Below are 12,904 nucleotides of genomic sequence, written 5' to 3' on the forward strand. Positions count from 1 at the left end.
TTTGGAGGAAATGCAAAATGGCAAAAAGAACACATGCTAGTAACGAGCTTTCTGAAACGTTACAAGGCGAACACGTTGTATTAAAAGGTTGGGTGCAACGTCGTCGCGATTTAGGTGGATTAATCTTTATCGACCTACGTGACCGTACTGGTATTACACAAGTTGTATTTAGTCCTGATGTAGCAGAAGCACATGCTTTAGCTGATAAAGTACGTAGCGAATACGTAATCGAAATTGAAGGAAAAGTAATTCTTCGTTCGGAAGATCAAATCAATCCAAATGTGCCAAACGGCAAAATTGAAGTGGAAGCGACAAGCTTAATCGTTATTAATACAGCGAAGACACCTCCTTTCCAAATTGAAGATCGTACGGATGTATCAGAAGATTTACGATTAAAATATCGTTACCTAGATTTACGACGTCCTGCCATGTTCGATACGTTCAAAATGCGTTCAGACGTAACTCGTACAATTCGTAACTTCTTACAAAATGAAGGCTTCCTAGAAGTAGAAACGCCTATTTTAACAAAATCAACGCCAGAAGGTGCTCGTGACTACTTAGTACCATCTCGTGTACACGAAGGCGAGTTTTATGCATTACCGCAATCTCCGCAACTATTTAAACAATTATTAATGGTAGCTGGATTTGAAAAGTATTTCCAAATTGCTCGTTGTTTCCGTGACGAAGACTTACGTGCTGATCGTCAACCTGAATTCACACAAGTTGATATCGAAACAAGCTTCTTAACACAAGAAGAAGTTTTAGAAATGAACGAACGTTTAATTCAAGCTGTTATGAAAGATGTAAAAGGCATCGATATTCCTGCGCCATTCCAACGCATGAAATACCAAGAAGCAATGGATCGTTACGGCTCAGATAAACCAGATGTTCGCTTCGGTTTAGAATTAGTAGCGTTAAACGAAGTTTTTGATGGCTGTGATTTCAAAGTATTTGCTGATACAGTAGCACAAGGCAAGCAAGTGAAAAGTATCAACATTAAAGGTGCAGCTGATAAATACTCTCGTAAAGATATGGATGAGCTTACAAAATTCGTTGGTATTTACGGTGCAAAAGGTCTTGCTTGGTTGAAAGTAACGGAAGAAGGGTTAAATGGACCAATCGCAAAATTCTTTGATGAAGCATTAGCTGCGGCATTAATCGAGCGTATGGGTGCTGAAATCGGTGATATTTTAGTATTCGTGGCTGACAAAGCTGATGTAGTTGCAGCATCTCTAGGTGCTCTTCGAACAAAATTAGGTCAAGATTTAGGCTTAATTGATGAATCACAATTTGCTTTCTTATGGATTACGGACTGGCCTTTATTCGAGTACTCTGAAGAAGATGGTCGATTCAAAGCAGCGCACCATCCATTCACTCGTCCATTTGACGAAGATATCGAATTAATGGATACAAACCCTGCTGCTGTTCGTGCACAAGCTTACGATATCGTATTAAACGGTTATGAGCTTGGTGGTGGTTCATTACGTATTTATGAGCGTGATTTACAAGAAAAAATGTTTAAACTACTTGGTTTCTCAGATGAGGAAGCACAAGCACAATTCGGCTTCTTATTAGAAGCGTTTGAATACGGTGTACCTCCACATGCTGGTCTTGCATTTGGTCTTGACCGCTTCGTAATGTTACTTGCGGGTCGTACTAATTTACGTGATACAATTGCATTCCCGAAAACAGCAAGTGCAAGTTGTTTATTGACAGACGCTCCGAGTGAAGTATCTCCAGATCAATTAAGCGAATTAAGTTTAGCGATTAAAACATTTAAAAGATAAAAGTAATGCAAAATACCTGGATTCTCTAACAAAAAATGTTGGGAATCTAGGTATTTTTTGCGTTTTTTGAAAGAATTTATTTTTTTGCTAGAAATCGTTTGAATTATCTGAAATATGGTGTTATTATAACTGTAATACGAATCCTGATGTGTTTGTCTAACTGCTAACTCTATTTAACAGTTTTGACCGAACACTATATCGTCGGGAGCCATCTATTTTTGTAGTGGCAAACAAGCCCCATTTTGGAGAGGGACGTTTAAAGCTATAAAGCGGGCACCCACCTGCAAATTGCGGGTTCAAAACGAATGTTTCATTGGCATTACGGCACAATCGGGATTCGTCCATACATAGCATACTAGAGGCTAAGGGGTACGGTGTGTCGAATAGCGCCTGCCGTAGCGAACCTTAACGTTTTCAGCATAGAAGTGTTAGATTGATTAAAGTCAATCTAACACTTTTTTCATTTGTCCCAGCTTTTTTAAGCCCAAGAAGCATAGGGGGAGCTATTTACTAAATTAAAAGAAAAATAAGAAAAATTGTAAAATTTGCTTTTTATTTTTGAATTTCCATACTATAATTGGTATAGACAACTATACCAAATAACATAGCTTGTCCTTACATTAAAAAGTAAGCTTCGTAAAAACATAGACAGCGGAGGTGTTAAATTGAGCAGTACATTATTAATTTCCAATGTAACTATCGTCAACCATAACGACATACCTTTTAAAGGTGACGTATTGATTGAGAATGGCAAGATCATTAAAGTAGGTAAAGAATTATCCGATAAGGCAGAGCAATATATTGAAGGCAAGGGGAAAGACTTGTTACTGTTTCCTGGCTATATTGATATGCATATTCATGGATCAGCAGGCAATGATGCTATGGATGCTACACAGCAAGCCCTTCATGATATGGCAGCGTCATTAGTTAAAGAAGGTGTCACAGGCTTTCTTGCAACGACGATGACACAAGCGCCAGAAGCTATTGAAAATACATTGAAGACAATCTCTCAATTTGAAAATGGTGACAATGAGGCCAGTTTATTAGGTGTGCACGTAGAAGGACCATATGTTTCGAAGAAGCGTGCCGGAGCGCAACCAATCGACTATATGATTTTGCCATCTATCGAACAATTTGCGAAATGGCAAGCATTAAGTAACAACCGCATTAAACAAATAACTATTGCACCTGAGCTGGAAGGTGGCTTTCCGTTTATTGAAGAGCTTTACAAGCAAGGAGTTATTGTATCAATCGGACACTCAGATGCAACGCTTGAAGAGGTAGATAGAGCAGTAGCAGGAGGTGTAAGACAGGCAACGCATTTATACAATCAAATGCGACCATTCCATCATCGAGACCCAGGCGTTGTAGGCGGAGTACTTGTTGAAGATGCTGTAAAAGTCGAAATCATTGCAGACTTTGTGCATTGCCATCCTATGTCCGTAAAACTTGCCTACCGAGTAAAAGGGGCAGCAGGTATTATTTTAATTACAGATGCTATGCGTGCAAAGGGATTACAATATGGCGATTATGATTTAGGTGGTCAAACAGTCCATGTCACAGAAAGCGGAGCACATTTACCTAATGGAGCATTAGCTGGAAGTGTATTGACGATGGAACAAGCAGTGAAAAATATGAAAGCGGTCACAAATTGTTCGTTGTCAGAGCTTGTTGCAATGTCCTCAACAAATGCTGCGGAACAATTACAATTACGCACAAAAGGCCGTATTGCAGAAGGCTTTGATGCAGATGTAATTTTGTTAGATCAACATTTAAATATTGAAAAAACTATTTGTCGGGGAAAAGTTGTATTTGAGAAATGATAGTAAAAATGCGATAGGATGGTGCATGGCGTGTTAGATAAAAATTCTCATATACCAATCTATATACAAATAGAAGAAGTATTAAAGCAACGGATTTATTTAGAGGAATACAAAATTGGCGAAAATATTCCATCAGAGCGAGAGCTATCGGTTCAGTTTGATGTGAGTAGAATGACTGTCCGTCAATCGATTACCAATTTAGTAAATTGTGGATTGCTTTATCGTGAAAAAGGCAGAGGTACTTATGTTGCGAATCCAAAGTTGGAACAGCCACTAATGGGATTAACAAGTTTTACGGAGGATATGCGTGCAAGAGGTATGGAACCAACTAGTAAAGTATTACGTTTCGAAAAAATTGTTCCACCGTTAGATATTGCAGGAGACTTAATGTTAGAACGGGGCGAGGAAGTATTTTTCGTAACGAGGATACGGAGTGCCGATTCTAAACCGATGGCAATTGAAAGAACATATATTCCAGTGAAAGTATATCCTGAATTAGATGAAAAGAAAATTATGGGTTCGTTGTACGCGCTTATTGAAGCGAAGTTCCATCAGAAAATTGGCAATGCCATACAGCAAATGGAAGCGGCAATTGTAGCAAAAGAAGATAGTAAATATTTACAAATTAATAGTACTGCACCGGTTTTAATTATTAAACGAACAAGTTATTTAGCAGATGGTGTGCCATTCGAACTTGTGCGAAGTACTTATCGTGCTGATCGATACAAATTTATAAGTGAAATTAAAAGGTGATATGATGCGTGCTTATTTTCATGAACTACAAAGGCTATTAGATCTTGTGCTAGAGCAGGAAAATACGCTATTAGCAGAAGCTGCACAAATGATTGTTTCACGTCTTCAAAGTGGTGGAATTGTCCAATTGTTTGGTTGTGGACATTCACATCTTTTAGCACAAGATGCATTTTATCGAGCGGGAGGACTTGTGCCTGTACGTCCAATTACTATTGAGCCATTAACTTTACATGCAGGGGCTTTAACATCTTCGAAAAATGAAAAGGACCCAACGATTATCGTACGACATAAAGATGAATTTCAATTTCAGGAAAATGATGTTTGCATCGTCATTTCCACATCTGGTCGAAATAATGCCCCGATAGATGCGGCATTACTAGCAAAACAGTCGGGGATTCTTGTTATGTCTATGCAATCACTTGAGTATGGTGAACAACCAACACGTCATATTAGTGGAAAACGTTTAGAGGATGTTGTCGATGTAGTTATCAACACACATATTCCTGTAGGGGATGGTCTATTGCACTATCAACAGATGCAATACGCACCTGCGTCGACGGTGATTGGTTCTGCAATTCTTCAAGCGCTATTCAGTCATGTTATTGAGTCATTGGCTGATTGTCAGGAAGTATTGCCTGTTTTTGAAAGTAACAATGTTGAATCAAATAAGCGTCATAACGAAGTGATGATTGCAAACTATCAATCTCGCATTAATTTTGAATGAAATTTGGAGGGGTATCGATGAAAAAAACATTTAAAATCACAACACAAGAAGGTTTACATGCTCGACCAACAGCGCTATTAGTAAGTGCTGTCACACCATTTGAGAGTGAAGTTCAGTTAATCTACAATGATAAGTCTGTCAATTTAAAGTCCATCATGGGGGTCATGGCGCAAGGAATCGTGACGGGAAGTACTATTACGATTTCTGCACAAGGAGCAGATGCAAAACAGCTAATGCAAACAGTTACAGAAGTGATTGTTACTAAAGGAATTGGTGAAGAATGTTAGAAATACAGGGTATTGCCGTTTCTGAGGGCATTGCCTTTGCGAATGCTTTTTGTTTAGTGGAACCAGATTTATCATTTGAGAAATTAACGATTACAGATATCCAGGCAGAACTGAGTCGTTTTAAAGCGGCACTCGCGCAATCGAAGAGGGAGTTACAAGAAATTTTAACACTCGCTCAGAATAAATTTGGCGAGGACAAGGCGGCTATATTTGCTGCGCATTTATTATTGCTAGAAGACCCTGAAATGTTAGCAGCCATTGAAGAGAAAATTAAAACAGGCTGTAATGCTGAGTATGCCTTACATGAAGTTTCCAATATGTTTATCGGACTGTTTGAAGGAATGGACAATGTTTATATGCAAGAGCGAGCAGCGGATATTCGTGATGTATCAAAGCGTTTATTAGCCCATTTATTAAATGTTGAGCTACTAGATATGAGCCGTTTATCAACGGATGTCATCATCGTAGCTGAAGATTTAACACCATCAATGACGGCACAGCTAGATACTAAATATGTCAAAGGATTTATAACAGATATTGGTGGGAAAACATCTCATTCTGCTATTCTCGCACGCTCACTAGATATACCAGCAATCGTTGGAACAAAGACGGCTACAAAGGCAATTAAACAAGGCACACCAATTATTATGGATGGCTCAAATGGCAATATTATTATCGATGCTACACCAGAAGTGTCAGCATTTTATGAGCAACAGCAACAAAGGCTTAAGCAGCAGCAGTATGAGCTCCTTCAATATCGCGCAATGTCGAGCGTAAGTGCGGACGGCCATAGTGTTGAGCTTGCCGGCAATATCGGCAAGCCAGAAGATGTGGAAAAGGTAATGGATGCAGCTGGAGATGGCATCGGCTTATTTCGAACTGAGTTTTTGTATATGGGACGGCAGGAGCTCCCAAGTGAAGATGAACAGTTTCTTGCGTATCGCACAGTCCTTGAAAAAATGCAGGGAAAGCCAACGATTGTTCGGACATTGGATATTGGTGGTGATAAGCATCTCCCTTATTTAAAGCTACCAGCTGAAATGAATCCATTTTTAGGCTATAGAGCGATTCGTATTTGCCTAGACCAACAAGCAATGTTCCGTACACAGCTACGTGCATTACTAAGAGCAAGTGCTTATGGCAACTTGAAAATAATGTTTCCAATGATTGCAACGTTAGATGAATGGAGAATGGCAAAGCAATTGTTGTTTGAGGAAAGAGCATATTTGCAAGCAGAAGGGGTTGCAATAGCTGAAACAATTGAACTCGGAATAATGGTAGAAATTCCGGCAGCCGCAATGATTGCTGATTTATTTGCAAAAGAAGTCGATTTTTTCTCGATAGGTACAAATGATTTAATTCAATATACTTTGGCAACAGATCGTATGAATGAAAATGTCTCTTATCTATATCAACCTTATCACCCAGCAGTACTGAGACTTATAAAAAATGTTATTGATGCAGCACATAAACAAGGGAAATGGGTAGGTATGTGCGGTGAAATGGCAGCAGATGAAATAGCAATACCTATTTTACTCGCTTTAGGCTTAGATGAGTTTTCCATGAATGCTTCTTCCATTCTCAAAACGAGGGCACATATTGTAAAGCTTTCGAAGAAGCAGTTAGGCCAACATATTGAGCAACTTTTAATGCTATCTACCGCATCTGAGGTTGAAGCATATGTAAAAAAATATCTAGCTATTTAAGTACTTATTTTTAATATTCCGAAAATAAGGAGGGCGTCATGGACATAAAATACGTTTCGGCAAATGATTATCAACAAATTCATCGATTACGAGATTATTGCTTTCCAAATAAATATAGTGGTGCGCGGCGCGATGATTTTCATTATTGGATTGAGCATAGTGCAACTTTAGGAGCTTATGATGGCGATAAGGTTGTTGGGCAGCTATTAATACTACCGCTTAATATGACGATACATGGTGAAAACTATGAAATGGGTGGTATTGGATTTGTGGCAACATATCCTGAGCACCGTCAGCAAGGAATTATAAAAAAGCTAATGACGGCATCTCTAAAGGAAATGCGACAACATGGGCAAACCATCTCGGTACTTGCACCCTTTTCCGTTTCTTTTTACCGATATTTTGGCTGGGAATTATTTTTTGACAAATTGCATTATGCAATTCCTAACTCACAGTTTCCTCAGTTCGGCAAACAGTTAGATGTGGTAAAGCGTATGAGCTTTGAATGGCCGGATAGTACGCTGTTCGAAACAATTCAACAATTTCATAATGCACAAGCAAGCGTTACAAATGGGGGGATGATACGTGACGCAGCTTGGTGGAAACGCATTGAAAGAAGGTCACCTGAAAGTCATTTTGCTGCGTGTTTTCTGGAACAAAAAATAGTAGGATATATCCGCTATACCATTCAAAATGGCACCTTTACAATCCATGACTTTATTGTAAAGGATCATTTAGCGGAACAAGCACTATGGCGCTTTATAACATCACATGCAGCAAGTGTACACACGATCGAAGGAATTACGACAAATGATAGCCATTTTGGTTTTAATTTTGAAAACCCGCAATTTCCAAAAAAGATTATACAAGATGTCATGGTCAGAATCGTGGATGCCTTTGCCTTTATGCAACGCTATCCATGGGGAGATTTACAGCAAACTTTGTACGTTCGTCTAGAGGATCACTTTTGTCCGTGGAATGAACATATTTACATGATAAATAAAGATGGTGATATCTCGATAATTGAGGAAAATTCCATGTCTGAAAAGCATATGCTATCATTACCAATCAACTTATTTTCTGCGATGATGGTCGGGTATCTTAGTGTGAAAGACGCAGTGACTTTTGCGAATAAAGTGCTAGGTGACGAAGAAGTACGTTATTGGCAACAGGCGATTCCAGCAAAGCAACCTGCATTTTATGAATATTTTTAACTTGCTGTAGCAGAAGATAAAAATGAAAATTTTTTTGAAGTTTTTTCTGGACTATACCAGTTAAGGAAAGCTATTTATTAGCAAGTATCGAAGCAATAGCCCAATTATTAATTAACTTCGAAAAGGTATAAAATGACTAAAAAAGTATATTGTGGTATATACCAATTGGTGCTATTCTCAATATAAGAAAGCGATTTCATTATAGTCGTCAAATCGTTAAAAGGTACTAAATTAAAAAAAGACAATGAGGGAGTGCTGACGATGAAAAATATTATGTTAGTTTGTGTGGCAGGGATGAGTACGAGTTTACTAGTTTCGAAGATGCAGAAGGCTGCTCAGGAACAAAATATTGAGGCTGATATTTTTGCTATAGCAGAAAGTGAAGTAGATAAAATTTTAGCAAATAAGAAGGCGGATGTACTGTTACTTGGACCGCAAGTTCGTTACTTAAAATCAACATTTGAAACCAAATTCAAGGAATTGAATTTTCCAATTGATGTAATTAATATGGCTGATTACGGCATGATGAACGGTGAAAATGTCTTAAAACAGGCATTAAAGCTGATTGGGTGAGGGGGTAAGCCAATGGAAGAAACAGCAATGATGCAGTCCATTATGGGGTTAATTGTCCATAGTGGGAATACAAAAAGTGAATGCATGGAAGCACTTCAGTTAGCGAAAAAGGGGCAAATCAATGAAGCAAAGGAAAAAATAAAGCTGGCAAATGAAGCGCTTGTGGAGGCTCATCATTCGCAAACAGCATTGTTAACGCAGGAAGCAAGGGGAGAAAAAGTAGAAGTATCGATGCTTTTAATTCATGCGCAAGATCACTTAATGAATGCCATAACATTTCGAGATTTAGCGCAAGAAATGATCGAACTTTATGAACACATCAAAGGGGAGTAGCATCAAGTATTTGATGTCACAATAAAAAGCAAAGGGAGTGTGTGGAATGTTCCGATTTTTAGAAGAAAAATTTGTGCCGGTAGCTGCTAGAGTTGGGAGTCAGCGTCATTTAGTTGCCATTCGTGACGGGTTTATTACGATTATGCCATTGACAATTGTAGGCTCGTTGGCTGTATTAATTAATAACTTACCAATTGATTTTTATCAAAATGCACTGGACTCCATTTGGAAACATGAAACATGGACGCAATTTGGCGGTAATATTTGGAATGCTACATTTAATATTTTATCGCTGTTACTTGCATTTACAATTGCTTACAGCTTAGCAAAAAGTTATAACAAAGACGGTCTTTCAGCTGGGGTTATTAGTCTTTCAAGTTATTTGACATTCGGTACGTTTGGTGAAGGCGGTTTATCAGGTTTAACTACTGGAACGGGCGGGATATTTATCGCCATTATCGTGTCCTTGTTGTCTACTGAAATATTTTGTAGGTTATCAGGTAATAGTAAGCTACTAATTAAAATGCCTGATGGGGTACCACCAGCAGTTTCGAAATCATTTGCAGCATTGCTGCCAGCTATTATTACAATTGGTGTTTTTGCATTAGTTCGTACAATTATTTCTGCAGGTTTTGATATTCCAGATATTGTTGGTTCATTCTATTCAACGATTCAGGAGCCGTTTATGGGCTTAACTAATACGTGGGTTGCTGCCATAATTTTAGCCTTTATTCCAGCATTCTTATGGACGCTAGGTGTTCATGGTGCTAACATTATCGATCCATTTATGCAAACGATTAATTTACCCGCGATTGATGCAAACGTTGCAGCAATTTCTGCTGGCAAAGTTGCACCTTATATCGTGAATAAGCCATTCTTTGATGCATTCGTCAATATGGGTGGATCAGGTACGACAATTGCACTTATTATCGCGATTTTCATTATTGCACGGAAAAATAAGCAATATAATACCGTTGGAAAATTATCCGCGGCACCTGGGCTTTTTAATATTAATGAGCCATTACTATTTGGTCTACCAATCGTTTTAAATCCCATTTTATTTATACCATTTATTTTAACGCCAATGGTAAACGTAACGATAGCATTCTTTGTCACAAAATGGGGTTGGGTTCCTGCGGCAACTGTTGCAGCCCCATGGACTACACCGCCAGTAATTAACGGATTTTTAGTGACACAATCTTGGACTGGAGCTGTTTTAAGTCTTGCGTTAATTGTTATATCAGTTTGTATCTACCTTCCATTCTTAGCGATGGCAAACCGAATTGCTAAACAAGACCAAAAAAAGGCAGAGCAAGCACAAGAACAACAAGCTGAAATTACAGCTGAGAATCCTAAAGTAGAAGTGTAATAGCTTAGCATTGGAGGTATTGTCATTTGAGAAGATTAGGAATTTCACTCTATCCACAGCACAGTACGCTAGAAGAAATGCAACAGTATGTTCAGCTAGCACACGATAATGGTTTTGATCGTATTTTTACATGTCTTCTATCTTTAAACAATGAACATGAAAAGCTTAAATTGCAGCAAATAAATTATTTTGCAAAACAGCTAGGCTTTGATATTTCTGCTGATATTGCACCGGCTGTTTTTGAAGATTTAGGCTTAACGTATAAAAATATTGCTTATTTTAAAGAACACTACCATCTGGCGGCATTGCGTTTAGATATGGGATTCTCAGGTCAAGAGGAAGCGTTAATGTCTTTTGATGATAGTCAGTTAAAAATTGAGCTAAATATTAGTAATGGAACGAAATATGTGGATAATATATTATCCTACCAACCGAACTGTGACAATATTATAGGCTGTCATAATTTTTATCCAAGACGATTTACGGGTCTTTCACGACAGCATTTTCTTGCAACATCGAAAAATTTTAAAGCCAACCATATACGGACAGCTGCGATGATTTCATCGCAGCATGCGCTGTACGGTCCTTGGGAAAAAACCGAGCATGGGCTACCAACACTAGAAGAGCATCGCGATTTACCGATTACTGTGCAAGCGAAAGATTTATGGCATACAGGCTTAATCGATGATTGTATTATTGGCAATATGTATGCCTCAGAGGAAGAACTAAAAGCATTAGGACAATTAAATCGGCATAAGTTGGAGCTGAAAGTTGTACCATCCTCTGAAACAACGGTGTTAGAAGAAGCAGTGTTATTCAAAGAGCCTCATTTTAATCGAGGTGATGTATCGGATTACGTTATTCGTAGTACACAATCGAGAGTGAAATATAAAAATGGTGATTTCCCAGTTCACGATACGCATGCATTGCAACTAGGGGATGTCACGATAGATAATAATTTGGATGTGCGCTATAAAGGTGAGCTACAAGTAGTGTTAAAGGAAATGCCGAATGCTGGCTCTACAAATGTAGTTGCCAAGGTAGTGGAGGAAGAACGCTTTTTAATAGCGCAAATTCAACCATGGGCGTCATTCGGATTTACAAAATAATTGAACTTAAAAGGAGGATTAAGCCGACAATTGTATGTGCTTAATCCTTTTTCATATAGAAAGGAGCAAAAAAAGGATGTATGTGCTAGCGATAGATGGAGGGGGAACAAAAACTTGTGCTGTTATTTGTGATGAATATGGCACTATTTATGGCAAGGTAATGACATCACGTAGTAACCCTACTGCAATGGATGCACATGATTTTGAGGCAACAATTCACGGATTGTTACAGAAAATACAGGAGCAAACGCCACAAATATTGACAGCAATACATAGTTGCTTTGCTGGTATGGCAGGGGTGAAGGAACGGCAAGCTGAAGGCATAGTAGAAAGTATTATTCGTCAATATGTTGATAAGACGACGACCGTTGTAATAGAGAATGATGCTTTAATTGCGCTATATGCTGGTACGATGGGACAAGAAGGAATTGTCCAAATTGCTGGTACGGGTGCGATTACGATGGGGTTCAACCATCAGCATATGGTTAATCGTGTTGGTGGCTGGGGGTACTTATTTGATGATGAAGGTAGTGGTTATGATTTAGGCATTCATGTGCTAAAGGCTGTTTTTCAAAGCTATGATCAGCGTGCACAGCCAACAGTTTTAACCGATATAATACTACAACATTTCTCAGTTGATTGTGTTCCGCAATTAATTGAACATATTTATGGAGTGGAGCACCCGAGAACAGTGATTGCACCAATTGGCAAATATGTTTTTCAAGTTGCAGAAAAAGGAGATTGTATAGCCAAACACATTGTGCAAGACGCTTGTGTCAAATACTATACGGCGATAAAAACATGTTATGCCAGCATGTCATGGGGGAGAGAAAATGTACCCGTAGTATTAGCAGGCGGTGTATTTTCGAATAATCCTACTATTGTTTCGCATCTTGAACAATTAGCATTAGCAGATCAGTTGCCGATACAATTTATTTTACCTGATTTAGAGCCGATTGGTGGGGCGGTTGTCGGAGCCTTTAAACAAGCGCACGTTCAACTAGATGTGTCATTTATTGAAGCGTTTCAAGCAAATTTTGAGAAATGGGAAAATGACTAAATAGGCAAAAAACAACCATCTATGCGAAATTTTTTAGTACAACGACTGTGCGAGTTCTTTTTGAGAATTTCCACTTGAACAATATCATGATAGAATGTAATATAGGTTTGATTTTATCTTAGTATATAACTAGGTTTACTAATAAAAATTAGATAGATGGAGAGTG

12 protein-coding genes and 1 other RNA gene are annotated in these 12,904 nt (G+C 38.4%); all 13 read left to right on the forward strand.

All coding sequences use genetic code 11. The annotated features are described in order from the left end of the window. The first annotated feature begins 17 nt into the window (after nt 1–17). The 13 genes from aspS to ACIQXJ_RS03290 all read left to right on the forward strand — a co-directional run bounded on the left by aspS (nt 18) and on the right by ACIQXJ_RS03290 (nt 12,738). Complete coding sequence (aspS, locus tag ACIQXJ_RS03230) at nt 18–1,787, forward strand: aspartate--tRNA ligase (RefSeq protein ID WP_403049564.1); 1,770 nt, start codon at nt 18–20, stop codon at nt 1,785–1,787. 137 nt (nt 1,788–1,924) lie between these two features. Next, nucleotides 1,925–2,128, forward strand: a non-coding RNA gene (ssrS, locus tag ACIQXJ_RS03235) — 6S RNA. Nucleotides 2,129–2,452: 324 nt separating this feature from the next. Beyond that, on the forward strand, nt 2,453–3,610 hold the full coding sequence (gene nagA, locus ACIQXJ_RS03240) for an N-acetylglucosamine-6-phosphate deacetylase (RefSeq protein ID WP_403049567.1): 1,158 nt from the start codon (nt 2,453–2,455) through the stop codon (nt 3,608–3,610). A gap of 30 nt (nt 3,611–3,640) precedes the next feature. Continuing rightward, nucleotides 3,641–4,363: a GntR family transcriptional regulator gene (locus ACIQXJ_RS03245; protein WP_403049570.1), complete on the forward strand. Its 723-nt coding sequence runs from the start codon at nt 3,641–3,643 to the stop codon at nt 4,361–4,363. Between the two features lie 4 nt (nt 4,364–4,367). Next, nucleotides 4,368–5,087 (forward strand): sugar isomerase domain-containing protein, encoded by a 720-nt coding sequence (locus ACIQXJ_RS03250; RefSeq protein WP_403080837.1) that lies wholly within the window; start codon nt 4,368–4,370, stop codon nt 5,085–5,087. Nucleotides 5,088–5,104: 17 nt separating this feature from the next. Next, a complete protein-coding gene (locus tag ACIQXJ_RS03255) occupies nt 5,105–5,374 on the forward strand; it encodes an HPr family phosphocarrier protein (protein WP_403049576.1) in 270 nt (89 codons plus the stop codon). Next, on the forward strand, nt 5,368–7,080 hold the full coding sequence (ptsP, locus tag ACIQXJ_RS03260; protein ID WP_403049579.1) for a phosphoenolpyruvate--protein phosphotransferase: 1,713 nt from the start codon (nt 5,368–5,370) through the stop codon (nt 7,078–7,080). The genes ACIQXJ_RS03255 and ptsP overlap by 7 nt, the downstream gene beginning before the upstream one ends. A 38-nt stretch (nt 7,081–7,118) precedes the next feature. After that, entirely contained in the window at nt 7,119–8,294 is a 1,176-nt protein-coding gene (locus ACIQXJ_RS03265; protein WP_403049582.1) for a GNAT family N-acetyltransferase, read from the forward strand. A 261-nt stretch (nt 8,295–8,555) separates the two neighbouring features. Further along, nucleotides 8,556–8,867 (forward strand): PTS sugar transporter subunit IIB, encoded by a 312-nt coding sequence (locus ACIQXJ_RS03270; protein WP_401009234.1) that lies wholly within the window; start codon nt 8,556–8,558, stop codon nt 8,865–8,867. A 12-nt stretch (nt 8,868–8,879) separates the two neighbouring features. Further along, the gene (locus tag ACIQXJ_RS03275; RefSeq protein WP_403049585.1) at nt 8,880–9,200 is read left to right on the forward strand and encodes a PTS sugar transporter subunit IIA; all 321 of its coding nucleotides are present in this window, start codon (nt 8,880–8,882) and stop codon (nt 9,198–9,200) included. A 37-nt stretch (nt 9,201–9,237) separates the two neighbouring features. Continuing rightward, nucleotides 9,238–10,569 carry a PTS sugar transporter subunit IIC gene (locus ACIQXJ_RS03280; RefSeq protein ID WP_403049588.1) on the forward strand — a complete coding sequence of 444 codons (1,332 nt, stop codon included), beginning with the start codon at nt 9,238–9,240 and terminating at the stop codon, nt 10,567–10,569. Between the two features lie 26 nt (nt 10,570–10,595). Beyond that, nucleotides 10,596–11,678 (forward strand): DUF871 domain-containing protein, encoded by a 1,083-nt coding sequence (locus ACIQXJ_RS03285; RefSeq protein WP_403049591.1) that lies wholly within the window; start codon nt 10,596–10,598, stop codon nt 11,676–11,678. A 76-nt stretch (nt 11,679–11,754) separates the two neighbouring features. Beyond that, nucleotides 11,755–12,738 carry an N-acetylglucosamine kinase gene (locus ACIQXJ_RS03290; RefSeq protein ID WP_403049594.1) on the forward strand — a complete coding sequence of 328 codons (984 nt, stop codon included), beginning with the start codon at nt 11,755–11,757 and terminating at the stop codon, nt 12,736–12,738. Nucleotides 12,739–12,904 lie beyond the last annotated feature (166 nt).

The organism is Lysinibacillus sp. NPDC097868 (assembly GCF_044761135.1).
In the GTDB taxonomy this organism is placed as follows: Bacteria; Bacillota; Bacilli; order Bacillales_A; family Planococcaceae; genus Lysinibacillus.